Annotated in this window: 24 protein-coding genes and 1 pseudogene; 14 read left to right on the top strand and 11 right to left on the bottom strand. The window is 70.9% G+C overall.

Going from position 1 to position 26,401, the window contains the following annotated elements:
* The first annotated feature begins 291 nt into the window (after positions 1 to 291).
* On the top strand, positions 292 to 624 hold the full coding sequence (gene cutA, locus ACFRKB_RS14360; protein WP_383105994.1) for a divalent-cation tolerance protein CutA: 333 nt from the start codon (positions 292 to 294) through the stop codon (positions 622 to 624).
* 4 nt (positions 625 to 628) lie between these two features.
* Here the strand turns inward: cutA and ACFRKB_RS14355 are convergent, their stop codons facing one another.
* Positions 629 to 1,966: a tetratricopeptide repeat protein gene (locus ACFRKB_RS14355; protein ID WP_383105993.1), complete on the bottom strand. Its 1,338-nt coding sequence runs from the start codon at positions 1,964 to 1,966 to the stop codon at positions 629 to 631.
* A 441-nt stretch (positions 1,967 to 2,407) separates the two neighbouring features.
* Here ACFRKB_RS14355 and ACFRKB_RS14350 point away from each other — a divergent pair, with 441 nt between their 5' ends.
* The gene (locus ACFRKB_RS14350; protein ID WP_383105992.1) at positions 2,408 to 2,689 is read left to right on the top strand and encodes a hypothetical protein; all 282 of its coding nucleotides are present in this window, start codon (positions 2,408 to 2,410) and stop codon (positions 2,687 to 2,689) included.
* A gap of 77 nt (positions 2,690 to 2,766) precedes the next feature.
* On the opposite strand, the gene ACFRKB_RS14345 is transcribed toward ACFRKB_RS14350, so the two are convergent.
* Both ACFRKB_RS14345 and ACFRKB_RS14340 read right to left on the bottom strand, forming a co-directional pair.
* On the bottom strand, positions 2,767 to 3,486 hold the full coding sequence (locus ACFRKB_RS14345) for a hypothetical protein (protein ID WP_383105990.1): 720 nt from the start codon (positions 3,484 to 3,486) through the stop codon (positions 2,767 to 2,769).
* 198 nt (positions 3,487 to 3,684) lie between these two features.
* Positions 3,685 to 4,368, bottom strand: a complete 684-nt coding sequence (locus tag ACFRKB_RS14340) for a response regulator (RefSeq protein ID WP_383106050.1) — start codon at positions 4,366 to 4,368, stop codon at positions 3,685 to 3,687.
* Positions 4,369 to 4,519: 151 nt separating this feature from the next.
* On the opposite strand from ACFRKB_RS14340, the gene ACFRKB_RS14335 reads away from it, so the two are divergent.
* The 4 genes from ACFRKB_RS14335 (at position 4,520) to ACFRKB_RS14320 (ending at position 8,870) form a co-directional block, all read left to right on the top strand.
* Positions 4,520 to 5,503, top strand: coding sequence for a Bug family tripartite tricarboxylate transporter substrate binding protein (locus ACFRKB_RS14335; protein WP_383105989.1), 984 nt, complete (start codon positions 4,520 to 4,522; stop codon positions 5,501 to 5,503).
* 47 nt (positions 5,504 to 5,550) lie between these two features.
* A complete protein-coding gene (locus tag ACFRKB_RS14330) occupies positions 5,551 to 6,078 on the top strand; it encodes a tripartite tricarboxylate transporter TctB family protein (protein WP_383106049.1) in 528 nt (175 codons plus the stop codon).
* A gap of 3 nt (positions 6,079 to 6,081) precedes the next feature.
* Positions 6,082 to 7,614 (top strand): tripartite tricarboxylate transporter permease, encoded by a 1,533-nt coding sequence (locus ACFRKB_RS14325; protein ID WP_383105988.1) that lies wholly within the window; start codon positions 6,082 to 6,084, stop codon positions 7,612 to 7,614.
* Between the two features lie 128 nt (positions 7,615 to 7,742).
* A complete protein-coding gene (locus tag ACFRKB_RS14320) occupies positions 7,743 to 8,870 on the top strand; it encodes a methyltransferase domain-containing protein (RefSeq protein WP_383105986.1) in 1,128 nt (375 codons plus the stop codon).
* Positions 8,871 to 8,948: 78 nt separating this feature from the next.
* On the opposite strand, the gene ACFRKB_RS14315 is transcribed toward ACFRKB_RS14320, so the two are convergent.
* A complete protein-coding gene (locus tag ACFRKB_RS14315; RefSeq protein ID WP_383105985.1) occupies positions 8,949 to 9,872 on the bottom strand; it encodes a GNAT family N-acetyltransferase in 924 nt (307 codons plus the stop codon).
* 118 nt (positions 9,873 to 9,990) lie between these two features.
* Here ACFRKB_RS14315 and ACFRKB_RS14310 point away from each other — a divergent pair, with 118 nt between their 5' ends.
* Positions 9,991 to 10,365, top strand: coding sequence for a GntR family transcriptional regulator (locus ACFRKB_RS14310; protein WP_383105984.1), 375 nt, complete (start codon positions 9,991 to 9,993; stop codon positions 10,363 to 10,365).
* A gap of 84 nt (positions 10,366 to 10,449) precedes the next feature.
* Here the strand turns inward: ACFRKB_RS14310 and ACFRKB_RS14305 are convergent, their stop codons facing one another.
* Together ACFRKB_RS14305 and ACFRKB_RS14300 are read right to left on the bottom strand one after the other, a co-directional pair.
* Positions 10,450 to 11,559: a DUF5925 domain-containing protein gene (locus tag ACFRKB_RS14305; RefSeq protein WP_376583029.1), complete on the bottom strand. Its 1,110-nt coding sequence runs from the start codon at positions 11,557 to 11,559 to the stop codon at positions 10,450 to 10,452.
* A 191-nt stretch (positions 11,560 to 11,750) separates the two neighbouring features.
* Positions 11,751 to 12,002, bottom strand: a pseudogene (locus tag ACFRKB_RS14300) (polysaccharide deacetylase family protein); the annotation flags it as partial.
* A gap of 131 nt (positions 12,003 to 12,133) precedes the next feature.
* Here ACFRKB_RS14300 and ACFRKB_RS14295 point away from each other — a divergent pair.
* A complete protein-coding gene (locus tag ACFRKB_RS14295; protein WP_383105982.1) occupies positions 12,134 to 12,943 on the top strand; it encodes an SGNH/GDSL hydrolase family protein in 810 nt (269 codons plus the stop codon).
* Between the two features lie 325 nt (positions 12,944 to 13,268).
* Complete coding sequence (locus ACFRKB_RS14290; protein WP_030354697.1) at positions 13,269 to 13,532, top strand: hypothetical protein; 264 nt, start codon at positions 13,269 to 13,271, stop codon at positions 13,530 to 13,532.
* A 258-nt stretch (positions 13,533 to 13,790) separates the two neighbouring features.
* Here ACFRKB_RS14290 and ACFRKB_RS14285 read toward each other — a convergent pair whose 3' ends face one another.
* Both ACFRKB_RS14285 and ACFRKB_RS14280 read right to left on the bottom strand, forming a co-directional pair.
* Positions 13,791 to 14,573, bottom strand: coding sequence for an ABC transporter permease (locus ACFRKB_RS14285; protein WP_383105981.1), 783 nt, complete (start codon positions 14,571 to 14,573; stop codon positions 13,791 to 13,793).
* Positions 14,570 to 15,631: an ATP-binding cassette domain-containing protein gene (locus ACFRKB_RS14280; RefSeq protein ID WP_383105980.1), complete on the bottom strand. Its 1,062-nt coding sequence runs from the start codon at positions 15,629 to 15,631 to the stop codon at positions 14,570 to 14,572. The genes ACFRKB_RS14285 and ACFRKB_RS14280 overlap by 4 nt, the downstream gene beginning before the upstream one ends.
* A 64-nt stretch (positions 15,632 to 15,695) precedes the next feature.
* Here ACFRKB_RS14280 and ACFRKB_RS14275 point away from each other — a divergent pair, with 64 nt between their 5' ends.
* A complete protein-coding gene (locus tag ACFRKB_RS14275; RefSeq protein WP_383105979.1) occupies positions 15,696 to 16,457 on the top strand; it encodes a TetR/AcrR family transcriptional regulator in 762 nt (253 codons plus the stop codon).
* A 16-nt stretch (positions 16,458 to 16,473) separates the two neighbouring features.
* Here ACFRKB_RS14275 and ACFRKB_RS14270 read toward each other — a convergent pair whose 3' ends face one another.
* The 3 genes from ACFRKB_RS14270 to hmgA all read right to left on the bottom strand — a co-directional run bounded on the left by ACFRKB_RS14270 (position 16,474) and on the right by hmgA (position 19,917).
* A complete protein-coding gene (locus ACFRKB_RS14270) occupies positions 16,474 to 17,685 on the bottom strand; it encodes a type ISP restriction/modification enzyme (protein WP_383105977.1) in 1,212 nt (403 codons plus the stop codon).
* 72 nt (positions 17,686 to 17,757) lie between these two features.
* A complete protein-coding gene (locus ACFRKB_RS14265; protein WP_383105976.1) occupies positions 17,758 to 18,516 on the bottom strand; it encodes a GntR family transcriptional regulator in 759 nt (252 codons plus the stop codon).
* A gap of 69 nt (positions 18,517 to 18,585) precedes the next feature.
* Positions 18,586 to 19,917 (bottom strand): homogentisate 1,2-dioxygenase, encoded by a 1,332-nt coding sequence (gene hmgA / locus ACFRKB_RS14260; RefSeq protein ID WP_383105974.1) that lies wholly within the window; start codon positions 19,915 to 19,917, stop codon positions 18,586 to 18,588.
* Between the two features lie 96 nt (positions 19,918 to 20,013).
* Between hmgA and ACFRKB_RS14255 the strand changes: the two genes are divergently transcribed.
* From ACFRKB_RS14255 to ACFRKB_RS14240, 4 genes are all read left to right on the top strand, one after another.
* Positions 20,014 to 20,784 carry a TetR/AcrR family transcriptional regulator gene (locus ACFRKB_RS14255; protein ID WP_383105973.1) on the top strand — a complete coding sequence of 257 codons (771 nt, stop codon included), beginning with the start codon at positions 20,014 to 20,016 and terminating at the stop codon, positions 20,782 to 20,784.
* A 169-nt stretch (positions 20,785 to 20,953) separates the two neighbouring features.
* Complete coding sequence (locus ACFRKB_RS14250; protein ID WP_383105972.1) at positions 20,954 to 23,293, top strand: molybdopterin oxidoreductase family protein; 2,340 nt, start codon at positions 20,954 to 20,956, stop codon at positions 23,291 to 23,293.
* A 148-nt stretch (positions 23,294 to 23,441) separates the two neighbouring features.
* Entirely contained in the window at positions 23,442 to 24,920 is a 1,479-nt protein-coding gene (locus ACFRKB_RS14245) for a CitMHS family transporter (RefSeq protein ID WP_383105971.1), read from the top strand.
* On the top strand, positions 24,920 to 26,176 hold the full coding sequence (locus ACFRKB_RS14240; RefSeq protein WP_383105970.1) for an MFS transporter: 1,257 nt from the start codon (positions 24,920 to 24,922) through the stop codon (positions 26,174 to 26,176). Before ACFRKB_RS14245 ends, ACFRKB_RS14240 begins: the two co-directional genes overlap by 1 nt.
* The last annotated feature ends 225 nt before the right edge of the window (positions 26,177 to 26,401 follow it).

Below are 26,401 nucleotides of genomic sequence, written 5' to 3'. Positions count from 1 at the left end.
GCGATGAAGCTAGGGGCGGCCCCAATGTTTCGTCAATGCTTCGCGCAGAAGTTTGTGAAGCGCTTCCATCGATGTCGCGCTGGCCGTTGACGCTTCCTGCTCTGGCCCATAGGTTCTGGCAGCAAGCGCTTACTGAGGTGTATGCCTCCGACTGGGAAACGATCACGTAGCGCCGTGGCACCGGGCCTTCAAGCTCGGGTGTCGGGGGCGTCGCAGTACTCGGTTCGTGCCACGGTCAACTCCTCTGTACGGGCGTCGTCGGCCGTAGGTGTGCCGCGTTAGGCTCGGTGCATGGCTGATCTGCTTCAGGTGTCGACGGCGACGGAGAATCGGGAGGACGCCGAGAGACTGGCACGCTCGGTGGTGGAAGCCCGGCTCGCGGCCGGCGCCCAGATCGTTGGGCCGGTGATCTCTACCTTCTGGCATCAGGGCGAGTTCGGGACCGGTGAAGAGTGGCAGCTCCTGTTCAAGACCCGGGCTGACCGTTACGCCGATCTTGAGGCGCATGTGGTGCGGCACCATCCGTGGAAGAACCCGGAAGTTTCGGCTGTGCCCATTGTCGCGGGATCGGACGCGTATCTGCGGTGGGTGGCAAGGACCACGGAGCCGCGCTCCGCGAACTGACTTCTCAGAGCTTCGCTCTTTCCAGAACTTCGGCCACAGCAGGGACTGCGTGGTGATCGCCGAGCTGGCGAAGGACCGGAGCCAGACGCGCGCGTGGGCGGACCGAAGCGACCCCGGCTGAGAGTTCCAGGGCGCGGCCGGTGACAGCGGCAGCCTGTTCGACTTCTCCGGCGGCCAGGTAGGAGCTGGCGAGCCAGGAGAGATACAGGCTCTTGTCGCGTGCGTGGGTGTCGTCGTACTGGGCGAGCACGGCTTCCAGGACGGGGACCGCGCGAAGTGGTCGGCGAAGTTCGGTCCAGCAGCGGCCGGTCATGATCTGGAGTTCATTGCGGTCCACCCAGGCTGCCCAGTCGGGTTGCGGGTTTCCGTTGCTTTCGTTGAGCGCGGTTTCGGCGACGTTGAGTGCGCGTTCGGTCTCGTCGGCGTTCCCAGAGATGGCATAAGTCCACGCGAGACGTTCATACAGCAGTGCGCGTACGCCGGGCGCGGCATCCGGGCCTGCTGTGCGGCACGCCTGAATGGCGGTCTCTATGCCTGCGGTGTGGTCGACGTCAACTCTCTGATATGCGAGGAAGGCGAGAGCGTTTCCGGCGAGCGCCGCTTCTCCTGATTCGATGGCGGTCTGGTGGCTGTCCTCATAGAGGCTCCTGGCGTCAGCGTGCTTGCCCGCATCGAATGCGGCCCATCCAGCCTGCTGGGCCTGCTCGGACAGGACCGAAAGCAGAGCACGCCGGGTCTCCTCCGTGAAACTTCCTTCTCGAAGCACTGCTTTGGTGGCCTGGTACTCGCCGAGATAGACACGGAACGTGTCGCCACCGCCCAGAATGTCGTCGAGTCGACGCAAACGCGCGGTCCGCTGACGTAACTGTTCGGGTACCTGACCACCAACACGACGGTGGCTGTTGGCTTGAGCCAGTTCCGGCAGTGCTACTACCAATCCGGCCCCGGCCGAAGCTTTGAAGAACTCTCTGCGCAGCACTGTGTCTGTCTCCTCTCGATTGGTGATCGCGTTGCCTGTTGGCGCGGCTGAGGCGTGACAGGGTGGGTTTGCCAGTTCCCACTCGCGGGGAGCGAGACCGAGTAGGTGTCCTGGGATTCGTAAGGCGTCCGCGATTTTCGCAATCTTGTCGAACGAGGTGATCCTGCCTCGCCCTCGCGCCAGTGTGCCTACTCGTTCGGGCTTGATATCACACTCGGCAGCAATCTTCGAATAGCTGATCTCGGCCACCTCGCGCGCCAGCGCGAAGACAACGCCGAAGTTGTGGGCCGCAATCGCGGCTCGCATCTTCTCCTGGCCCAGAAGTTCGCCAGGTAGAGCTGTCGGCGATTGGTAAGCAGTCATAGTGGTGCCCCATTGTGCCTGCTGATGACAGTGTGTCCCGCTCTCCTGCGAGTGAGCCTACCCATCAAGGGGATACCCACATGTGGGAAGCCGACGGCGTAACTCTGAAGCACAGTTGGCGCGGAAAGACCCCCGCGACGATGCGAGCGTCCGGGGGCGTGGCCAACGCTGCATGAGGAGCGTCAACGTGACGAACGATATCCCCCCGATCGTGAATTGGCTTTGGCGGCTGCTGTCGCCTTCCGCGGACCGCCATCGCGAGGTCGGTGCGAGCCGCGCGGAGTGTCCGTATGTACCGACAGTGGGCCTGCCGCGTGCACCCGACCCGTACGTCTGGCGTTCGGATCTGATGTGCGGCGTGCATCGGACGGCGGTGGCGGCATGAGTACGCATCCCCGGTTGCTCCCGTGGCTTGGCCCGTCCGGGCAACGCTCCTATCTGGTGACCGATGGGAGCGGTGACAGCTACTTGTCGCAGCTGGCCGACGAGATGGAAGCGGTGCAGCTCAGCGCGGGTGAGTCCGTGCTCGGGCACGCTGCGGAGATGCTCAGTGATCACAAGGCGGAGGCCTGGGAACTCCGGTTCCTGGGGCATCGATTGTGCGAGGCACTGCGTGACGCGTTGCGTGTCGCTGAAAGCAGGGGCGGACGTCTGTACGCGCCCGCCGACGGCAGCGACGACGAGCCGGACGGCAGTCCGCCGCCCGCAGGGCGGTCAAGCTGACGGTGCCGCCCGGGTGGTCCCCCCAATCGGGCTGTGGCGAGTCGCGGTTGATGTCCCGGTGTCCGGGGACGCGGCCGTCATGCCTGAGTCCGGTCGGGACGGACAAGGGCCTCGGCGCCGATTGGGGTGAAACCGACGGCGAGGAAGGCACGCAGGGAGCGTGCATTGCCCGGGGAGACGGCCGCGAAGACGGGTTCGTCCTCGGGGACCAGCGTGAGCGCGTCGGTGAGCAGCGACCTGCCGTGCCCACGGAGGTTGTCCTCGACACTGTGCAGTTCGATGCTCAGTTCCGTACGTCCGGCGAGTCCCGTCGCGAGGGTGACCAGCCCGCGGTCGTCGCCGAACACCCGGATGCCGGTGCGCAGCGATTGGGCGTGCCGCACCCGGGGGTGGTCGTCGGCGTCGGTGAGCGGTCGCAGGCGGACGGTGCCGCCGGTGCCGCGGCGTACGAGGGTGGCATCGACGACCCCGATCCAGCCCGCTGGACCGGCGAGGGCGCGCAGGAAGTCCGGGGACAGGGAACCACCGAAGCCGTCGGGCCGGTGGGCGTGGACTTGTGCGGCGGGCAGTTCGGTGGCGACGACGGCGTGTCCGGTGAAAGCGACCGAGCATTCCAGGCGGCCCGGCAGCCCGGACAGTACGGTGACGGCCCCGTCGGCCGGCGGGAAGCGTCCCTCGGCGGCGTCGAGGAGGTACCCAAGTAGCGGATGCGGGGGCGCGAGTGTGGTGCGGTCGGCTTCGGGGAGGGCGGCCCCGGCCTCTGGAGCCGGGGTAGGCGGCGCGCTGCGGGACTTCATGTCAGTGGCCTTTCCGACGGATGGGATCTGCGAGGAAGGACTCCCAACGGTCTTGACTGTCTTACGCGACCGTCCCGGCCTGTCGGTGCGGGTAGTTCGGTCGGCCGGCTCGCGAGGCTCGGCGTCGTCTGAAGCGGACCGGGGAGCCCCTGACCCCGTAAGCCGGTGAACCCGCAGACCCGTAGACCCGTTACGCGGTCAGCCGCGCCAGCGGTAGCGGCGTTCCGGGCGGCCCGTGCCGCCGTAGCGGAGGGTGATTTCCGCCCGGCCCGTGGTCGCGAAGTACTCCAGGTAGCGGCGGGCGCTCACCCGTGACAGGGCGCCCGCCTCGGCGCACTCCGTGGCCGAGAGGCCGTCCGCGTGTTCGCGCAGGACGCGTTCGACCAGGTCGGCCGTGTGCGGGGCCAGGCCCTTCGGGAGGCCGCGGCTGCCGGGTGGGCGGGTGCCGAAGATGTGGTCCACGTCCTCCTGGCGGGCCTCGCCCAGGCCGGCCAGGCGTGAGCGCAGGGAGGCGACATGGCGCAGCTGCTCCTGGAGCGCCGCCTGGCTGAAGGGTTTGATCAGATAGTGCAGGGCGCCCGCGCGCAGCGCCGCCCTGATCACGCCCGCGTCCCGCGCCGCCGTGATGAACAGGGCGTCGACGCTGTTGGGTCTTCGGTCCCGTTCCTCCGCCGCCCGCAGCTCGCGCAGTACGGCGATCCCGTCCATATCGGGCAGATAGATGTCGAGCAGGACAAGGTCGGGCCACAGCCGCTCGGCGGCGCGCAGCGCCTCGGCACCGCTGTGGGCCACTCCGACGACCGTGAACCCGTCCATAGCGGACACATAGCGGCTGTGCAGCTTCGCGACCATGAAGTCGTCGTCCACCACCAGCACTTTCATCACGCCGACACGCTAGGCCGCGACCACAACGACCACAACGTCCGTTGATTCCGGAAGAGAGACAGCTTGTTAACGCGAAGGCAACATGTGGCCCACTTCACAGCTCTTCGCGCGCCTCCGCGCGCGCAGCTTTTCCGAAAGGCGGCTACACGTGCGATTGCGCACCCCCCTGGCCCTGCTCGGGTCGGCGTTGCTGGTGCTGGTGGGGCCGCCGCTGCTCACCGCGGGCAGCGGCGCCGACACCGGTACGCAGATCCCCGGCCTGCGCTTCATGGTCCCCAATACCCCCGGCGGCGGTTACGACATCACGGCCCGCACCCTGGCCAAGAACGCCGAGGACGCCGAACTGACGCACAACATCGAGGTGTTCAACCTGCCCGGGGCCGGCGGGACCGTCGGGCTCACCCGGCTCGTCGGTGAGCACGGCAACGGCAAGCTCGCGATGTCCATGGGGCTCGGGGTGGTCGGCGCCGTCCACACCAACAAGTCGCCCAAGACCCTCGCCGACACGACCCCGATCGCCCGGATCACCGAGGAATCGGACATCGTCGTCGTCGGCAAGGACTCCCCGTTCAAGACCATCGACGACCTGCTGACGGCCTGGAAGGCCAACCCGGCCAAGGTGCCGGTCGGCGGCGGATCGTCGCCCGGCGGGCCCGACCATCTCGCCCCCATGCTGATGGCGAAGGCCGCGGGCATCGCCCCGAAGACGGTCAACTACGTCCCGTTCGACGGCGGCGGCGAACTCCTCGCCTCGATCCTCGGCAACAAGGTCGCCTTCGGCGTCTCCGGCGTCGGCGAGTACCTCGACCAGATCGAATCGGGTGAGCTGCGGCTTCTCGCGGTCACCGGACCCGAGCGGATCCCCGGCCTGGACGCCCCCACGCTGCGCGAGTCCGGCCTCGACACCGACTTCACCAACTGGCGCGGCATCGTCGCCCCGCCGGGAATCTCCGAAGCCGAGCGCACCAAGCTTCTCGCCTTCATCGAGAAGCTCCACGACTCGCCCCAGTGGCGGGACTCCCTCAAGAAGAACGGCTGGGACGACGCGTTCCTGACCGGCGAGAAGTTCGGTGAATTCCTCGCCGAGGAAGACCGCCGCGTGGACTCGGTCCTGAAGGAGCTGGGACTGTGACGACGCCCACCGGCACACCGGAAACGCCGAACAAGCCGGACGCTTCCGTGGCCTCCGGAACACCGGAATCCACCCCCGGCGCCCGCTCCTGGCTGCGCGAGCACTCCGAGATCGGCGTCGGACTCCTCCTGCTCGTCCTCGGCGTACTCGTCCTCACCGACGCGCTCACCATGAACGTCGACATCACCCAGCGCGGCCCCGTCGGCCCCAAGACCGTCCCGGTCGTCGTCGGCATCGGCCTGCTCATCGTCGCCGTACTGCTCACCCTCGACGTCCTGCGCGGCGGACGCGGCGAGGCGGAGGGCGGCGAGGACATCGACCTGGCGGAACCCAGCGACTGGCGGACCGTACTGCTGCTCGCCGGTGTCTTCCTCGGCAACGCCGTCCTCATCGGCCCGCTCGGCTTCCCGATCTCCGGCGCCCTGCTCTTCTGGGGCTCGGCGTACGCGCTCGGCAGCCGCCACTACGACCGTGACCCGCTGATCGCCGCGGGCCTCTCGCTGGTCACCTACTTCGTCTTCAACAACCTGCTCGGTGTCCCCCTCCCCGGTGGCCCGCTGATGGGGGTGCTGTAACCGATGGACTCCCTGAACTCGCTCATCGACGGCTTCGGTACGGCGCTCACGCCGATGAATCTGCTCTGGGCCGCGATAGGCGTGCTGCTCGGCACGGCCATCGGGGTCCTGCCCGGCATCGGCCCCGCCATGGCGGTCGCCCTGCTGCTTCCGGTGACGTACGGGCTCGAACCCACCGGTGCGTTCATCATGTTCGCCGGTATCTACTACGGCGCGATGTTCGGTGGCTCGACCACCTCGATCCTGCTCAACACCCCGGGTGAGAGCGCCGCCGTCGTGGCCGCCATCGAGGGAAACCCGATGGCCAAGGCCGGACGGGGAGCGCAGGCGCTCGCCGCCGCGGCCGGCGGGCACTTCGCCGGCGGCATGATCGGCACGATCCTGCTGGTGGTCCTCGCGCCCACCGTCGCCTCGCTCGCCGTCGACATCGGCGCCCCCGACTACTTCGCGATCATGGTGCTGGCGTTCATCGCCGTCACCTCCGTCCTCGGCTCCTCCCGGATCCGCGGGCTCGCCTCGCTGCTCATCGGCCTCACCCTCGGTCTGGTCGGCCTCGACCAGATGACGGGTCAGCAGCGGCTGACCTTCGGCACGCTCCAGCTCGCCGACGGCATCGACGTGGTGATCGTCGCGGTCGGGCTCTTCGCGATCGGCGAGGCCCTCTGGGTCGCCGCGCATCTGCGGCGCACCACGGGCGAGGCGATCCCGGTCGGCCGCCCCTGGCTCGGCAAGAAGGACGTGCGCCGCACCTGGCGGCCCTGGCTGCGCGGCCCGCTCATCGGCTTCCCGTTCGGCGCGATCCCGGCCGGCGGCGCGGAGATCCCCACGTTCCTCTCGTACGTCACGGAGAAGCGGCTCTCCAAGAACAAGGACGAGTTCGGCAAGGGCGCCATCGAGGGCGTGGCGGGACCCGAGTCGGCGGCCTCCGCCTCGGCGGCCGGGACGCTGGTCTCGATGCTGACCCTCGGACTGCCCACGACGGCCGTCGCCGCCGTGATGCTCGCCGCCTTCCAGCAGTACGGCATCCAGCCGGGACCGCTGCTCTTCGAACGCGAGCCCGACCTGGTCTGGGGCCTGATCGCCTCGCTCTTCGTCGGCATGGTGCTGCTGCTCGCGCTCAACCTGCCGCTGGCGCCGGTCTGGGCCAAGCTGCTGCGCGTCCCGCGCCCCTATCTCTACGCGGGCATCCTCTTCTTCGCCGCCGTCGGCGCGTACGCGGTCGGCGGGGAGGCGCTGGACCTGGTCATCCTGCTGATCATCGGTCTGATCGGCTTCGGTATGCGACGGTACGGACTGCCGGTGCTGCCGGCCGTCATCGGCGTCATCCTGGGCCCGGCCGCCGAACAGCAGCTGCGGCGCGCGCTCCAGATCAGCGACGGAAGCGTGACCGGACTGGTCAACACGCCCTTCTCCGTGACGGTGTACGCGGTGATCGTGCTGCTGCTGGCCTGGCCGGGCGTGAAGAAGCTGATCGCACGGCGCCAGAACCGCGAAGACCGCGGTGACCGCGCTGACCGCGGCGATGTGACGGTGTGACGGTCTGACGCACGTGAACTGACACAGCCATCCGCCCCGCGACCGCCACTCCAGGTGGTCGCGGGGCGGATGCGCGTATCCGGCCCGGACTCGGGGGCGTTGTCAGTGCCGGCTGGCACCATCGGGGCATGACGACGATCGACTGGGATTCCCTCGCCGACACCTTCGACCAGGAGCCCGATCACGGGCTGCTGGACCCCGACGTCCGCGCCGCCTGGGCCGCCCGGCTGGAGAGCTGGCTGCCCGGGACGCCCTCCCGGGTGCTCGACCTCGGATGCGGTACGGGCAGCCTGGCCCTGCTCGCGGCCGAGCAGGGGCATCGGGTGACGGCCGTCGATCTCTCGCCCCGCATGGTGGGTCTGGCCAGGTCCAAGCTGGCGGGTACGGACGCGGAGGTGCTGGTCGGTGACGCGGGCCGGCCGCCGGTGGGGGAGCGGACGTTCGACGTGGTCCTGGGCCGCCATGTGCTCTGGATGCTGCCGGATCCCGAAGAGGCCCTGCGGCACTGGGCGTCGCTGCTGCGGCCGGGCGGCCGGCTGGTGCTGATCGAGGGGGTCTGGTCCGGTACGGGGGGCCTGCCCGCCGCCCGGCTCACCGCCGCCCTGGCCCCGCTGACCGAACGGGTCCATCACGAGCGGCTCTCCGCGGATCCCGCCCTGTGGGGCCGCCCGGTGGACGACGAGCGGTACGCGCTGATCGCCCGGTCGACCCCGCCCCGGCGCCATACCGAAGTGGTCGACGTCCATCTGATCCTGCGCAGGGGCGACGAGGTCCTGCTCGCCCGCCGCTCCGGCACGGGATACGGGGACGGCCTGCTCAACGGCCCCTCCGGGCATGTCGAGCAGGGCGAGGACGTCCGTACGGCCATGATCCGTGAGGCGTACGAGGAGATCGGCGTCGAGCTGACCCCCGCCGATCTGCGCGTCGCGCTGGTCATGCAGCACCGGGGACCGGCCGGACAGCCCCGGATCGGCTGGTTCTTCGAGGCGGCGTACGGCGCGGGGGGCGAGCCGGTCAACCGCGAGCGGGAGAAGTGCTCCGGCCTCTCCTGGCATCCGCTGTCCGCGCTCCCGGACGATCTGGTCGCCTACTGCCGCGCGGGCCTCGACGCCTACCGCGCCGGCGAACGCTTCGTCATCCACTGGCACGAGGACGACGACCCGATCGCCCACACCCCGGGCACCCCGGACCGGTCCGTCATCCTGCCCGCCACGCACCGGGGGACGACCTCGACGCCGGACCGGTCCGGAGACTGAGAATGCCCGCGGCGGACCGTGGCCAAATCAAGCCGGTTCCGGGTCGGTTCGGGGTCGATTCACCGGAGGGCGGGGGCATCAGCCCAAGGTGCGGACATGGCGTATTTCCGACGCGCAGATCTCGTAGCCGAACCACCGGTTGACCGCCAGCATCGGGCCGTTGGCCCCGTCGTTCGCCGTGTACGCGTCCAGATAGCCGGCCGCGCGGGCGCGATGGAGGGAGTCCGTCTTGGCGAGCTTGGCCAGGCCCCGGCCGCGGAAGGCCCGGCGCGTGCCCGTCATGGCGGTCAGATAGCGGGTGGCGCCGTCGGTATGGGCCAATGTGAACGCGGCGACCTGGCCCGCCACCTCCACCACCGTCGTCAGCCCACGGTCCAGACACGGGTGGTTCCAGGTGTGGTTCAGCCAGTCGTCGTAGTCGTCCAGGCCCGTGCTGATGTCGCTCGGCTCGTCGGCCGTCACCTCCGCGTCGGCCTCGAACAGCGGGCGCGGATCGGCCATGTACTCCGCCGCGGTGCGCAGCGCCACCCCCGCGGGCAGCTCCGCCGGCGGCTCCGGCAGGACGCCCCTGGCCAGATCGAGGCGCTGGAAGTGCGCCGGACGCGTCGGGCGGTAGCCGCGGCGCTCGGCGAAGGCGATGCTGGACGGTTCGTCCAACGCCCAGGCGTAGACGCTCGTCGCGCCGTGCGCAGCGAGATGTTCCTCGGCGGTACGGAGGATCAGCGACCCGGCGCCACGGCCCCGGCGCTCCGGATGGACCTGCGGGGTGACCGACGCCTGGCCCGGCTCGCTGCTGTCGTACGCGATACCGACATGCGCCGTTCCGATGATCTCCCCCTCCTCCTCGGCGACGAGGAGGCGGTACTTCTTGGCCGGGTTGGCGGTCGCCACATCGAACAGGACGGCCTCCTCGGTCGTGATGAGGAACGGAACGCAGGCGCGTCGCAGCCGGACCACGGCCTCGGCGTCTTCGGGACGGAAATCACGGACAGTCACATTCATGGAGCGCGACACTACGGGCGCGCGCCCTTGGTCCGCCTCCCCTTTTCCACCCGTCGCGATCCGGCCACCCCTGCCGTGTACCGCCCGGCGCCCCTGGGTCGTGGGGGAGAATCGGCCCGTGACCTTGAAGATCGTGATCGACCCGGCCAGCACGACCGCACCGTACGAACAGCTGCGCACCCAGATCTCCGCGAAGGCGCGGTCCGGTGCGCTGCCGGTCGGGTACAGACTTCCGACCGTACGGGGGCTCGCCGAGGAGCTGGGGCTGGCCGCCAACACCGTCGCCAAGGCATATCGCGCGCTGGAGACCGACGGGGTGATCGAGACCCGGGGCAGAAACGGTACGTTCGTCGCCGCCGCGGGGGAGGCCGCCGAGCGGGAGACCGCGGCTGCCGCACGGGCCTACGCGGAGCGCGCCCAGCGCCTGGGGCTCGGCCGGGCAGCGGCGCTCGCCGCGGTCGAGGAAGCGGTACGGGCCGTCTACGCCAAGTGACCGGAAGCGGGTGACCGCGGGCGGGGTGACGGGAAGCGGCGCGGGCGGCCGAGGGCCGGCGGGCGCCGACCGGGCGTCAGCTGTTCAGAGGTAGAGGCCCGCGTCCTCGCCCGTGTGCTGGGCCGGGACCGACGCCGGGCCGGTGCCCCGGCGCAGCGCGTACAGCTCCGCCAGCGTCGCCCCCTCGCGGCCCACCGCCGTCCCCCAGTCGCCGTCCTCCCTGCTCAGCCAGGACAGCGCCTCGGAACGGGTCAGCGAGCCGACCTCGATCCTGGCCAGACAGCGGCCCGGCCGGACCACCGCCGGATGCAGCCGCTCCAGGTCCTCGTTGGTCGTCACCCCCACCAGGACGTTCCTGCCCTGGCCGAGCAGTCCGTCGGTGAGGTTCAGCAGCCGCGAGAGCGCCTGGCCCGCCGTGTGCTTGGCCTCGCCGCGGATCAGCTCGTCGCAGTCCTCCAGGAGCAGCAGCCGCCAGCGGCCCTTGGCCGAGCCGTCGTCCTCGCCGATCGCGATGTCCATCAGATAGCCGACGTCGTTGAAGAGCCGCTCGGGGTCGAGCACGCAGTCCACCTGGCACCAGTCGCGCCAGGAACGGGCCAGCGTACGCAGCGCGGAGGTCTTGCCGGTGCCCGGCGGGCCGTGCAGCAGGAGCAGCCGGCCCGCGATGTCGTCCGGGGTCACCTTCATCAGCCGGTCCATCGCGTCGGCCACCGGCGCGGTGTAGTTGGGCCTGACCTCGTCCCAGGTGCCCGCCGCGATCTGCCGGGTGGTGCGGTGCGGGCCGCGGCGCGGGGAGACGTACCAGAAGCCCATGGTCACGTTCTCGGGCTGCGGTTCCGGCTCGTCCTGCGCGCCGTCGGTCACCTGGTGGTGGATCTTCTCGGCCAGTTCGGAGCTGACCGCCGTCACCGTGACATCCGCGCCGCGGTTCCAGCGGGACACCAGCAGCGTCCAGCCGGCGCCCTCGGCGAGGGTCGCGCTGCGGTCGTCGTCGCGGGCGGAGCGCAGCACGGTCGCGTCCGGTGGCAGCAGGGTCACACCCGTTCTGACCCGGTCGATCGTGGAGCTGTGGGAGTACGGCTGCTCGCCCGTGGCGAAGCGGCCGAGGAACAGCGCGTCGACCACATCCGAGGGCGAGTCGCTGTCGTCGACGTTGAGCCGGATCGGCAGGGCGTCCTGAGGCTTGGCAGACATGCCGCCCATGATCCGGCACGGGAGCGGCCGATGCACGGTGTTTTGCCCTGTGGCGGCGGCTTGGGGCGGAACGTTCCGGGGCCGGTCCGCGCGCGTCCAGGACCTGGTCCCGCCCGTACCCGTACGCGCGGCCGAACGCGTCGTCCGCGGACGGCCGCGATCGTACGGCTCACCTCCCGGCCGATCGCCCCCGCCCGCCGGGCGCGGCGCACCACCGCGTACCCCTTGGCCAGCGCCCGGTCCCCGGCGAACGAGCGGCCGACCGACCTGCCCTCCACCAGCCGCCCGAACTCCTCGATGCCCGTGGTGCGGCGCACCGTCACCCGCCGCAGGGCGTAAGGGCCCTGGCTCCGGCGGGCGAGCGCGTTGCCCACGGCGAGCGACTGCGCGAACCCCGCCGCGCGGACCGCGCATCCGTAACCTCCCCGAACGGATCTATTCGAACAGGGGCGAATCATGTGCTTCTGACGCTCCGTCCGGGAAGCCTCACGGAATGTTCTTGGCATGAACACTTCCTGTGAACTGAACTGCCTGGTAACAAAGTTGAGGCAGCAATCCTGCTAGGAGAGGTCTTATGAAACTGTCCCGCATCACAGCCTTCTCGTCCTCGCTCCTTCTCGGCGCCGTGCTCGCTCTCACCGGAGCCGCCACGGCCCAGGCCGCGGACTCGGTGGCGGCCGTCGACTATGTGGCGCTCGGCGACTCGTACTCCTCGGGCGTCGGATCCGGCAGTTACGACAGCGCGAGCGGCAGCTGCAAACGCACCCCCAAGGCGTACCCCGCGCTCTGGGCCGCCGCGAACGCGCCCGCCTCGTTCGCGTTCACCGCCTGTTCCGGTGCCCGTACGGGGGATGTGACCGCCAATCAGCTCGGCCCGCTCAACTCGGGAACCGACCTGGTCAGCATCAGCATCGGCGGGAACGACGCCGGCTTCGCCGATGTGATGACCACCTGTGTGCTCCAGTCGGAGGCGACCTGCCTCAACCGGGTCGCGCAGGCACGCGCCTTCGTCGACAGCACCCTGCCCGGAAACCTCAACTCGGTGTACACGGCGATCAGATCCAAGGCGCCGTCGGCCCGGGTGGTCGTCCTCGGCTATCCGCGCTTCTACCAGCTCAACGGCACATGCATCGCGGGGCTGAGCGAGAAGGAGCGATCCGCGATCAACGGCGCCGCCGACTACCTCAACGCGGCGACCGCCAAGCGGGCGGCCGACCACGGCTTCGCGTTCGCCGATGTCGCCGGGGCCTTCACCGGACATGAGATCTGCTCCGGCTCGGCGTGGCTGCACAGCGTGAACTGGCTCGACATCGGCGAGTCGTACCACCCCACCGCCGCGGGTCAGTCGGGCGGCTATCTGCCGGTCTTCCGCTCGGCGGCGTAACAGTCGTAGCAGTCGCATCAGTCGTCATCAGTCGTATCGGCCGTAACAGGCGTGACGCGCGTAGCGGCGTGACGGCGTGACGGCGGCATGGTGACGGCGGGGCCGGTTGCCGGGGGCGCGTGAGACCCGGAACCGGCCCCGTCGCACGCACCGGACCCCGATGCGGCGAAGTGTCCAACTCGCCCTGAAATAAGATGGATCGGGCGGTGGGGGTCTCTACCCGTACGGGTGTGGTCCATCGCAAAGGCGGTATACACGGGTGTCCGGGTGGGGCGATAGGGTTAACCTGCCCGGGCCGGGTGCCCTCGTACGGGTGGGGAGTGAAATGGAACAGATAACGGTGCACAGCAGGGCGCGAGTCCCTGCGATCACATGCGGGAGCAGCGCGTCCAGTTCGCGCCTCGACCGCCATCTCTCGGTGCTCGGCGGTCCCGCCGTGCCCCAGCGGGAGACGGCCGAGGCGACGCTGCTGATGCGCGAGCTGACCTCGCGTGACCGCTCGGAGACCCATGGCAGCAAGGGCGCGCGCGTCTCGCTCTTCGCGCCGCTGCGGCGGCTGCGCCGCTCGCTGTTCGGCAGCCGCCGCTGATCCTCAGGGCTCCATGGCGTCGGCGCGCCGCACCGTGAGAGCGTGACCGCCTCACGGAGGCAGCGCGTTCCCGAAGACGCCCGGCGATCACGCCGCCCGGCGCAGTGCCGCACTCCACTCGTCCGTCATCCCCAACGGCCCGCGGCAGTGCGCCGGAGCGTCCGCCCGGTGCGTGATCCTTCCTCAAGCGGCGGCCCCGGCCGGTGAATCCACTCCCCGACACCGGTCAGGACCGGCCGCCGCGCACCCGGCTCTCCCTCACGCGTCGCTTCTGGCGTACCGCCGAACCGCGAGCGGCACGAACAGGACGAGCAGCAGCAGCGACCAGATCAGCGATCCGGCCACCGGATGCGCCACCGGCCAGGCGGCGTCCGCGGCAGGCGCGGCATTGCCGCAGAGATCGCGCACGGCCGCGGCCAGCGCGCTGATCGGGTTCCACTCCGCGACCGCGCGCAGCCAGCCGGGCAGCCCCTCGGCGGGGATGTACGCGTTGGAGAGCAGCGGCAGGATGAATGTCGTGGAGGCGAGCTGACCGGCCACTTCCTCATTTCGGATGAGCAGGCCCAGATACGTGCCGAGCCAGTTGGCCGCGAACCGGAAGAGCAGCAGCAGCCCGACGGCGCCCAGCGCGCCGAGTACGCCGCCCTCGATCCGCCACCCCACCGCGAGCCCCACCAGCAGCAGCGGCACGATCCCCACGGCCGTGGTCAGCAGATCCGCCGCGGTCTGTCCCAGCGGTACGGCGACCCTGCTCATCGGCAGCGTCAGAAACCGGTCCACGACCCCGCGCTGCACATCCTGCGACGCCTGGAACATCCCGGTCATGATGCCGCCCGCGGCCGTCGCGGCGAGCAGCCCGGGTACGAGATACGCGCGGTACTGCTCACCGGGCATCGCCAGCGCGCTGCCGAAGACATAGCCGAAGAACAGCAGCATGTTGATCGGCATGGCCTGGGTGAGGAGCACCACGCCCGGCGCGTGCCTGATCCGCTGGAGGTGGCGTCCGAGGACGGCGCCGCTGTCGTAGGCGATCGCGTTCATACGGCGTGCTCCTTGTCGTGTCGCGTGTCGTGACGCTTGTCGTGCGGCTCGTGGTGCGGCTCGTCGTGCCGGCCGGGCGTGCGGGGCGCGCGGGGGTCCGTACGGTCGGTCAGCCGCAGGAAGACCTCGTCCAGCGTCGGCGGACGCAGACTGGCGTCGGCCACCGGCACCCCCGCCGTGTCCAGCTCCCGTACCAGCCGGGGCAGGGTCAGCGCCGGGTCCTTCGCCACGGCCCCGGCGGTCCGGCGCTCCCGGTCGAGCGCGGGCTCGGCGCCGGTCAGCTGGTCGAGTACGGCCGCCGCCGCGAGGATCGCCGTCTCGTCGGCGGCCTCCGTCGGCTCCGGGGCGAGGACGACCTCCGCGTACGAGCCGATACGCGCCTTGAGTTCGGCCGGGGTGCCGCGGTGGGCGGCCCGGCCCCGGTCGATCAGCACGATGTCGTCGGCCAGCCGGTCGGCCTCCTCCAGATACTGCGTGGTCAGCAGGACCGTGGTGCCCGCGTCGGCCAGCTCGCGTACGGCCCGCCAGATCTGGTTGCGGCTGTGCGGGTCCAGCCCGGTGGTCGGCTCGTCCAGGAAGAGCACCCGGGGCCGGGTCAGCAGACTGGCGGCCAGATCGAGCCGCCGCCGCATCCCGCCGGAGTAGGTCCGCGCGGCCCGGTCCGCCGCGTCCGTCAGCTCGAAGCTCGCCAGAAGCTCATCGGCGCGGGCCCGGCCCGCCGGGCCCCTGATCCGGAGCAGTTTGGCGAAGAGCCGGAGGTTCTCCCGGCCCGTCAGCTCGCCGTCGACGGAGGCGTACTGGCCGGCGACCCCGATCGACCGGCGCACCGCGCGCGGATCGGTGAGGACGTCATGCCCGGCGACCAGGGCGGTGCCCGCGTCGGGGGCGGTGAGGGTGGTCAGGATCCGTACGGCGGTGGTCTTGCCCGCGCCGTTCGGCCCGAGGACCCCGCAGACCGTGCCCTCCGCGACGGCCAGGTCCAGGCCGCGCAGGGCGTGCACATCGGCGCCGTAGCGCTTCTCCAGACCTTCACTAAGTACAGCGTACGTAGTTGTCATGCCGCCCACCGTAGCGCACTACGTACGTTGTACGTAACTAAGATGGTGGGCGAGGTGATGACCGATGGCGGGGCGACCTGCTGAACCCGAAGTGATCTGGGCACGTCCGGAGCGATCAGGACGCGGTCCCAAGCCGGCGTTCAGCCGCGCCGATATCGCGGCGGCGGCCTGCCGTGTCGCCGACGCGGACGGCCTCGACGCCGTGACCATGCGCCATGTCGCCGCCGAGCTGGGCTGCGGCACGATGTCGCTGTACAACTACGTGCCGCGCAAGGAGGATCTGTACGAGCTGATGGTCGACCGGGTCTCCGGCGAGTACGACCTGCCCGAGAAGCCGTCCGGGGACTGGCGGGCCGATCTGACCGCTCTCGCGCACCGGGCCCGCGCGATCATGCACCTGCACCCCTGGATGGCGCGGCTGATGTCGGCGGTCTACGGATTCAGCCCGAACACGATGCGGTACCTCGAATACAGCCTGAGCTGCCTGGACTCCATCGACGCGCCGTACGGCGAGAAGATGGAGCTGGTGGCGATGGTCAACGGCGTCGTGACCACATATGTCGCCAATGAGCTCCAGACGGCCGAGCGGACCAAGTCCCTGCCCTGGTCGGCGGAGCAGGAGCACGCCGTACGTACGGCCTACCTGGGGCGGGAGATCGCGTCCGGCCGCTATCCGCGGATGGCGGCGGCGTTCGCGGAGGATTCGGGGCCGATCGACATGGAAGGCGTCTTCGACAGGGCGCTCGCGCGGGTCATGGACGGGTTCGAGGCGCGGCGGGATTTTCGCGACACGCCCTGGACCTCCTCCCGGCCGGAGACCTCCTGAAGCGGGCCGGTCATGGTCAGATCAGGGCGAACTGGCCTTCCGGTCCCTCCTCGTGATGGTCCAGTACGGAGGCCGGCCGCCTGGCCGCCGCCGGGACCGGCAGAACGCCCGCGGCGCGCAGCTCCGCCGTACCGATCTCCGGACCGGTTCCGCGCAACCGCGCTTGGAGCGGCCGGAGTTCGGCCAGCAGCGCCAGGACCGTGATCAGTTCGAGCAGCTCCGAGGTCCACTCCCGCGGCCACTGCGACGGGCGGATCGCCGCGAGCGTGCCCGGCTCGGGGTGCGCGGTACGGCGCTCGAACCACAGCTCCAGCGTCCGTACCCCGCCCACCGTGAACTCCCAGGCCCCGGCGGGTACGGGGGAGATACGGCCCGAGCCGAGCCGGAGCACCTCGTCCCCCGGGTCGTAGTCGATCGCCTCCGGCCGGGCGGGAACGGCGGCCCGCACATAGGGGCGGCGGCCACCGGGCAGCCGGGGCCGCTCACCGCCGCGCGCCCCGCGCAGCTGGATCCCGGTCATCCGCCGCCCCAGCTCGACTCCGGAGGCCCAGACGGCGGGGTCGGCGGTCAGCGGCACCGCGCAGCCGGCCGGGGTGCCCACGGCGACCGCCACGGCCCAGGCGAGCAGTTCCTCGGCGGTGACCTCATGGCCGTACCGCGCGGCCAGCAGGGCGGTCAGCCCGGGGGCCAGATTGGGTTCCACGCCACCGGGGCGGCGGTAGAGCGGCCGGATCCTGCCCGGCCGCCCGGCCGGCGAACGGCCGTCCGGGAGCAGGGCCCCGACCAGCAGCGCGGGCCCGGCGGCCTGCGGTACGAACCCCTGCTCCACGGCGAAGACCTGGTGCTCGTCGGCCACCCGCCACAGTTCGGGGCGGGCCGCGTCGATCAGCCGGTGGTCCGGGATCAGCCACTGCTCGTCGAACGGCCCGTGGAGCACCCGCACCGGCTCGGGACAGCGCCCCGACTCCCGCGCGAACCGCCCGGTGCCGGTGGCCCGGCCCGGCAGCGCGGCGACCGCGCTGTACGGCGTACGCGCCCGGGTCGGCCCGAACAGCGCCTCGCGCTCGGCGCCTTGGGCCCGTACGAGCCGGTCCCAGCGGGCGGTGAGGGAGGGCCGGTCGGGGGCGAGGATCCACTCCCTGCCGAACCGCAGCGGGGGCGTCGACCACGGCATGAGATCGCCGAGCAGCGGGCTCTCGTCCGTCGCCCCGGACCGCGTCGCCGTCATGCGGACCGTCCCTCCCGTCGGTCTGTGCGCCCCCCCATCGCATGCTATCGGCCACTGAGAGAGCCTGAGCCGCTAGCTCATGAGGTCCGCCTCCACCGTGACCGAGAAGGAGAACCGGTCCCCCCGGTAGTGGATCCGCGCCACATCCGCGACCCGGCCGCTCTCGTCGTACGTCACCCCCGTGTAGTGCAGGATCGGGCTCAGCAGCGGCACCCGCAGCAGCTCGGCCGTGACCGGGTCCGCGAGCCGGGCCTCCACCGTGTCCGTGATCCGGCTGATCCGGATACCGACCAGATCGCGCAGTACCTTCGTCATCGGCCAGCGCTCCAGATCCGCCACATCGAGACCGGCCGCGATATCCGGACGGACCGCGTTCTCCGCCCAGTTGACGGGCTCGCCGCTCTCGCCGTCGCAGCGCAGCCTGCGGTAGGCGACCACCTCGTCCGCCCCCGGGAAGTACTCCGCGAGTTCGCCGGGCACCGGGGCCGGGCCATGGCCGAGGAGCGTGGTCAGCTCACCGGACTGCTGGGCCACGATCGCGTCGATCGAGCCGAGCAGCCGGCGCGGGGCGCCGCGCCGCGCGCCCGGTTCGATGAAGGTGCCGCGCCGCCGGTGCCGGCTGATCAGGCCCTCCTCCTCCAGCTCCTTGAGGGCCTGACGCATCGTCAGCACGCTGACGCCGTAATGCGAGGCGAGCTGTTCCTCGGTCGGCAGCCGCAGCGGATCGTGCGGCCGGCGGCCCAGTATCGAGGCGCGCAGCGACTGCGAGACCTGATACCAGAGCGGAAGCTTGCGGTTCAGGATCAGTGAGTCCGGGGCGAAGGAGGTCACCGGCGACTCCCCGGCTGTGGCGACTCCAAAACGGTGGCACCTCCACGAGTGTGTGTCCGAAACTCAGGGTCATGGCCTGAAGTGGCGCTCCAGACCCTGCCATACGTTGTCGTAGCCGCGCTGGAGATGGGCGGCGCCCGCCGCCTGCGCGGTCGCCGTCACCGGCCAGCGGGTCTCGAACATGAAGGCCAGCCCGTCGTCGATCTTCTGCGGCGTGAGCTCGGCGGCGCTCGCCCGGTCGAAGGTCTCCCGGTCGGGGCCGTGCGCCGACATCATGTTGTGCAGCGAGCCGCCGCCGGGGACGAAACCCCCCTTGCCGGCCGTCTTCGCGTCGTACGCGCCCTCGATCAGGCCCATGTACTCGCTCATCACATTGCGGTGGAAGTACGGCGGCCGGAACGTGTCCTCGCCGACCAGCCAGCGCGGCGCGAAGACGACGAAGTCGACTCCGGCGAGGCCCGGGGTCTCGGACGGCGACGTCAGCACCGTGAAGATCGACGGGTCGGGGTGGTCGTAGCTGATGGTCCCGATGACATTGAAGCGGCGCAGATCGTAGACGTACGGCACATGATTGCCGTGCCAGGCCACCACATCGAGCGGGGAGTGGTCATAGGTGGCGGCCCAGAGATTGCCGCAGAACTTGTTGACCACCTGGGTCGGCCGCTCGATGTCCTCGTACGCGGCGACCGGCGCGCGGAAGTCACGCGCGTTGGCCAGGCCGTTGGCGCCGATCGGCCCGAGGTCGGGCAGGACGAACGGCCGGCCGTAGTTCTCGCAGACATAGCCGCGTGCCGTCGTGTCCAGCAGCTCGACCCGGAAGCGCATACCGCGCGGGATCAGCGCCACCTCGCCGGGACGGGCCGCGAGCAGGCCCAGCTCCGTACGGATCAGCAGACCGCCGTGCTCGGGAACGATCAGCAGTTCGCCGTCGGCGTCGCTGAACACCCGGTCGGTCATGGGGGAGTTGGCGTAGTAGAGGTGAATCGCCATCCCCGTGCGCTGAGCCGCGTCCCCGTTGCCGCCCAGCGTCCACAGACCGGCCAGGAAGTCGGTACCGGGGGCGGGCTCGGGCAGCGGGTTCCAGCGCAGCCGGTTGGGGTCGGGGACGGTCTCGGTGAACGGGGCGCCATGGACCGAGCCGTTGTCGATACGGGCGAACGGCGGATGCGCGGCCGACGGCCGGATCCGGTACAGCCAGGAGCGCCGGTTGTGCGCGCGGGGCTCGGTGAACGCGCTGCCGCTGAGCTGCTCCGCGTAGAGACCGAGCGGCGCGCGCTGGGGCGCGTTACGGCCGACCGGCAGCGCCCCCGGTACGGCCTCGGAGCTGTGTTCGTTGCCGAAGCCCGAGGAGTGGTCGAGATCCCCGGCCGTCTTCCGCGCGTGCTCGATGTCGTTCGTCATCCGCGTCCGCCCCTCGATCAAGGAATCCCGGAAGGCTAATCCTATGCTCAACCGTAGGATTAGTGCCGCGTTACGTCAACGGGAGCGAGCGGCATCATGGATCCCGTGTCACGCGACCGTACGCATACGAAGCCCGATGCCGAGCCCCGCGCCGGCGCCGAACCCGAGCCCGAGCCCGATTCCGTCCCCGGCGCCGATCCCGGGGAGGACGCGGAGGCCGACGAAGAATCCGAGGTCGGAGGGCTCCGCAGAGTGCCTGTGCAGCAGCGCAGTACGGAGCGGCTGGCCCGGATCCTCGACGCCTGCGGGGCGCTCCTCGACGAGACCGGATACGAGCAGTTGTCCACCCGGGCCGTCGCCGCCCGCGCGGGCGTTCCCATCGGCTCGGTCTACCGTTTCTTCGTCAACAAGCGGGCCATGGCGGACGCACTCGGAAGACGCAATCTGGACAGCTATACCGAGGGCATCGCGGACCGGCTCGTGGCGCTCGATCCGAACGACTGGCGGGGCGCCATCGACGCCGTACTGGACGAGTACCTCTTCATGAAGCGCACCGTGCCCGGCTTCTCGCTCGTGGACTTCGGCGCCCAAGTCCCGGTGGGCTCCCGGCCGCAGCCCCTCGACCGTATCCCCGTCGACCCGGCGACCCACCCCAATCACCGGGTCGCCAGACGGCTCGCCGCACTGCTTGCCGGCCATCTCGGCCGGGTGCCCGACCCGGCGCTGCACCGTACGATCCTGGTCGCCGTCGAGGCCGCCGACGCGCTGCTCCAGCTGGCGTTCCGGATGGATCCGGCCGGTGATCCCTGGATCGTCGGGGAGACCAGGAAGCTGCTGCGCGCCTATCTCGCCAGGACGTTCGACTGACGCGCGCGGTCCGGCCGGAGTTCTCGTCCCCGTCCCGTTCCCCGTCCTGTTCCTCCCCCCGTGCCTCTCACCGTTCCCCTGCCCGTTTCCCCTTTCCCCTGGTGCTGTCCGTACCGGTCGGTATGCTCGGTGCTCTCGCGCGTCACCGCTGCCGCCGCCCGGAGGGCCCATGCTTCCCGAAGACGCACCACGCACTCCGGAGCCGGGGCAGGCCCGTACCGCCCCGCGCATCTGCCCCCTCTGCGAGGCCACGTGCGGACTGACCCTCACCATCGAGGGGACCAGGGTCACCGGCGCCCGGGGCGACCGCGACGATGTCTTCAGCCGGGGCTTCATCTGCCCCAAGGGCGCGTCCTTCGGCGAGCTGGACGCCGACCCCGACCGGCTGCGCGTTCCGCTCGTCCGCCGGAACGGCGAGCTGCGGGAGGCGAGCTGGCAGGAGGCGTTCGCGCTGACAGCCGCCCGGATACGGCCGCTTGTCGAAGAGCACGGGCCGCACTCCGTCGGGGTCGTCCTCGGCAACCCCAATGTCCACACCATGGCCGGGGCCCTCTATCCGCAGCATCTGCTGGGCGCGCTCGGCACCCGCAATCTCTTCACGGCCAGCACCCTGGACCAGATGCCCAAGCATGTCTCCAGCGGGCTGCTCTTCGGCGACGCGTTCGCCATCCCCGTGCCCGATCTGGACCGTACGGACCATCTGCTGCTCCTGGGCGCCAACCCACTGGAATCCAACGGCAGTCTCTGCACCGCGCCCGACTTCCCCGGCAAGCTGAGGGCGCTGCGCGGGCGCGGCGGCACGCTCACCGTCGTCGACCCGCGCCGTACCCGCACGGCACGCCTCGCCGACCGGCATATCCCCATCCGGCCCGGCACGGACGCCTTGCTGCTCGCCGCCCTCGCCCAGGTCCTCTTCGAGGAGCGGCTCACCACCCTCGGACCGCTCGCCGGCCAGGTCGAGGGTCTGGCCGAACTGCGGGACGCGATACGGGACTTCACCCCCGAGGCGGTCGCCCCGGCCTGTGACATGGACGCCGGGGAGATCCGTACGGTCGCCCGCGAGCTGGCCGCCGCTCCCACCGCCGCCGTGTACGGCCGGATCGGCAGCTGCACCGTCGAGCACGGCACACTCGCCAGCTGGCTGGTCGACGTACTGAACATCCTCACCGGCAACCTGGACCGGCCCGGCGGCGCGCTCTTCCCGCTCTCCGCCACCGACCGGCCGCCCCGGATTCCCGCGCCCGGCAAGGGGTTCAGGCTCGGCCGCTGGACCAGCAGGGTGGGCGGACATCCGGAGGCCAAGGGCGAACTGCCGCTGGCCGCGCTCGCCGAGGAGATCGAGACGCCGGGGGAGGGCCGGATCCGCGCGGTGATCGCCCTCGCCGCCAACCCCGTCCTGTCCGCGCCCGACGGCGACCGGCTCGACCGGGCGCTGACCGGTCTCGACTTCATGGTCAGCGTCGATCCGTATCTCAACGAGACCTCGCGCCACGCGGATGTCGTCCTGCCGCCACCGCCGCCCGCGCAGAGCGCCCACTTCGACTTCGCCTTCAACGGCTTCGCCGTACGGAACCAGGTCCGCTACACCCGCGCCGCCGTCCCGCTGGAGGAGGGCCGGCTCGACGAGAGCGAGATCCTGGCCCGGCTGGTCCTCGCGGTGAGCGGCAGGGACGGCGTCTCCCCCTCGGCCGTGGACGAGATGGCGATCGACCGGGCGCTCGCCAGGGCGGTGGCCGACCCGTGCTCGCCCGTGCACGGACGCGATCCCGGGGAGCTGTCCGCGCTGCTCACCGGCGCGAGCGGACCCGAGCGGCGGCTCGATCTGAAGCTGCGGCTCGGCCCGTACGGCGACGGCTTCGCCGCCGAAGCGGCGGGCGGTGGCACGGAGACGGACGGTGGCACGGAAGCGGACGGTGACACCGAGAGCGCCGGCGTTCCGCGGCTCAGTCTCCAACGGCTGCTGGAGCATCCGCACGGCATCGATCTGGGCCCCCTGCGCCCGCGCCTCCCCGAGCCGCTGAAGACCCGCAGCGGGCGGATCGAGCTGCTGCCCGCGCCTCTCGCCGCCGATCTGCCCCGGCTGCGCGCCGCCCTCGCCGCGCGGCCCGCCGCACTGGTCCTCGTCGGCCGCCGCCATCTGCGCTCCAACAACAGCTGGATGCACAACCTCCCCGCGCTGAACGGCGGTTCGAACCGCTGCACGCTCCAGATCCATCCGGACGACGCGGCCCGGCTCGGGCTCAAGGACGGCGGAGCGGTCCGGATCACCGCCGACGGGGGCGCGCTGGAGGCGCCGGTGGAGATCACCGACACGGTACGGACCGGGGTGGTGAGCCTGCCGCACGGCTGGGGCCATGACCGTCCGGGCACGCGTGCGGCGGTGGCGAGCGCCCGGCCCGGAGTCAATGTCAATCAGCTGCTCGACGGCTCCCGGCTCGACCCGCTCTCGGGCACGGCGGTGCTCAACGGATTCCCGGTCGAGCTGTCGGCGGCCACCCCGCTCTTGTAGCCCTCCCCTACCACCACCGCTGTGACCTGGGCTTTTGCTCGTATTGCTCGCGTGTCAACATCTTGTTAACGGTTGGAGGCCAGCCCTAACGTCATCCGGACCGCCGCCCCCGGCGGGAGTTCAAGGGTGAACGTGAGGGGCCTCCTAAATGCTGACCATCCTCGGCTTCGTCATGATCGCCACCTTCCTGGTGCTGATCATGATGAAGAAGATGTCGCCGATCGCGGCGCTGGTGCTCATCCCAGCACTTTTCTGCGTGCTCGTAGGGCAGGGCGGACAGCTCGGTGACTATGTCATCAAGGGCGTCGGCGACCTCGCGCCCACCGCCGCCATGCTGATGTTCGCCATCGTCTACTTCGGCGTGATGATCGACGTCGGACTCTTCGATCCGATCGTCCGGGGCATTCTGCGCTTCTGCAAGGCGGACCCGATGCGGATCGTCGTCGGTACGGCCGTGCTCGCCGCGATCGTCTCGCTGGACGGCGACGGCTCGACCACCTTCATGATCACCGTCTCCGCGATGTACCCGCTCTACAAGCGGCTCGGGATGAGCCGGATCGTGATGACCGGCGTCGCCGCCACCGCGAACGGCGTGATGAACACCCTGCCCTGGGGCGGTCCCACGGCCCGTGCCGCGACCGCGCTCAAGGTCGACGCCGGCGATGTGTTCGTCCCGATGATTCCGGCGCTCGGGGTCGGACTGCTCGCGGTGTTCATCCTCGCCTATGTGCTGGGCCTGCGGGAGCGCAAGCGACTGGGCGTCCTCACGCTCGACGAGGCGCTGGAGACGGGGACCACGAGCGAGACCGTCCTGGTCAAGGCCGGAGGCGGTACGAGCGCGACGGCCGGCGGCAGCGGCTCGGGCTCCGGCAAGGGTGGCGCTACCGGTGGTACGGGCAAGGCCACCGGCGGCACCGGCACCAGCGCCAGTGGCGGCAGCGGTACGGACGCCTCGGACGACGCCGAGACCTCCGACGACGACGGCTTCCAGGGGCTCGACCCCCACCGCGCGACCCTGCGCCCCCGGCTCTACTGGTTCAACGCCGGGCTGACGGTCGCCCTGCTCACCGCGATGATCATGGAACTGATGCCGATCCCGGTTCTCTTCCTCCTCGGCGCGGCCCTCGCCCTCACCGTCAACTACCCCAACATGGCCGAGCAGAAGGCCCGGATCGCGGCCCACGCCGACAACGTGCTGAACGTCTCCGGTATGGTCTTCGCCGCCGCTGTCTTCACCGGCGTCCTCACCGGCACCGGTATGGTCCAGCACATGGCGGACTGGCTCGTCGACGCCATTCCGGACGGCATGGGCCCGCACATGGCCATCGTCACCGGGCTGCTGAGCGTGCCGCTCACGTACTTCATGTCCAACGACGGTTTCTACTTCGGAGTCCTGCCCGTGCTCGCTGAGGCCGGCGCCGCCCATGGCGTCTCCCCGCTGGAGATAGCCCGCGCCTCGCTCATCGGCCAGCCGCTCCACATGTCGAGCCCGCTCGTGCCCGCCGTCTACGTCCTCGTCGGCATGGCCAAGGTCGAGTTCGGCGACCACACCAAGTTCACCGTCAAGTGGGCCGCGCTCACCTCGCTGGTGGTGCTCGCCGCCGGAGTCCTCTTCGGCATCATCTGATGGTTTCCGCTCCGGCCCCGGTCGGGGCGCCCGGTGGGAGAGGCTGGCTCCTCCGTCTGGTCATCGCCTTCAGCTTCGCGCAGGGCGCGGTGTCGATGGCGCGGCCGGCCGTCTCCTACCGGGCGCTCTCCGTGGGCGCGGACGAGCGCGCGATCGGTGTGATCACGGCGGTGTACGCGCTGCTGCCGCTCTTCGCCGCCGTACCGCTCGGCCGCAGGACCGACCACGGACGGTGCGCCCCCCTGCTGGTGGCCGGTGTGGTTCTCATCTCGGCCGGCTGCGCGCTCAGCGGTACGTCGGGCTCACTGGCCGAACTGGCCGCCTGGAGCGGGGTGATGGGCCTCGGCCATCTCTGCTTCGTCATCGGCGCCCAGTCGATCGTCGCCCGCCGCAGCGCCCCGGACGAACAGGACCGCAACTTCGGCCACTTCACCATCGGCGCCTCCCTCGGACAGCTGGCGGGACCGGTCGCCGCCGGGCTGCTGGTCTCCGGCCAGGGCGGCGAGATGGCCCGTACGAGCGCCCTCGCGCTGCTCGTCTCGGCCGCCGCCGCGGCGGTCTCCTTCGTCTCCCTGTGGCGGATAGAGGCGCGTACGGCCCCCAACGCCGCCGCGTCCCCACGGTCCGCCAAGGTCCCCGTCCGCCGCATCCTGCGGACCCGGGGTGTGCCGGCGGGCATCTTCATCAGCCTGGCCGTGCTCTCCGCGACCGATGTCCTCACCGCCTATCTGCCCGTCATCGGTGAGGAGCGGGGGATCGCGCCCACCGTGATCGGTCTGCTGCTCAGCCTGCGCGCCGCGGCCACCATCACGTGCCGGCTGGTGATGAGCCCGATGCTCCGGTGGCTCGGCCGTACGGTCCTGCTCACCGTGACCTGTCTGCTCGGCGGCCTGCTGTGCGCGGGCATCGCCCTGCCCGTACCGGTGTGGGGGCTCGCCCTGATGCTCGCCGCGCTCGGGTTCTGTCTCGGCGTCGGCCAGCCGCTGTCGATGACGACCGTCGTACGGGCCGCCCCCGACGAGGCCCGCTCCACCGCCCTCGCGCTGCGGCTCACCGGCAACCGGCTCGGCCAGGTCGCCGCCCCGGCCTCCGCCGGTCTGGTCGCGGGGGTCGCGGGGACGGCCGCGCCGTTCGTCATGCTCGGCGCGCTGCTGGTGGGCGCGGCCGGACTCGGCCTGCGCAAGCCCGCGGTCCCACCGCCCGGTACCGGCGCCGACCCGGACCGCCGCCCCGCCCCGGCCCGCGACGCCTCCTGATCCGCCCGAACGGGAGCTCCCCGTTCCTGTGCGCCCGCGAAGCCGACCGGACAAGCCCCAGGGCCTTTCGTTTGGATCTTGCCGGGCTCGCGGGGTCTGGCACCGCGCCTCGCCGCGTTGTCGTCGGTCCACGACGCTCCGCGTCGCCTCCCTCCTCCGCCTTGCGATCCACGGCACCAGACCCCGCTCCCTGATCCGGCCTGATCCAAACGAAAGGCCCTAAGT

Origin of the sequence: Streptomyces scopuliridis (assembly GCF_042790125.1) — a bacterium.
Classification (GTDB): domain Bacteria; phylum Actinomycetota; class Actinomycetes; order Streptomycetales; family Streptomycetaceae; genus Streptomyces; species Streptomyces scopuliridis_A.
Note: the sequence above shows the minus strand (reverse complement) of the source record. Positions and strands in the feature narration are given on the sequence as shown.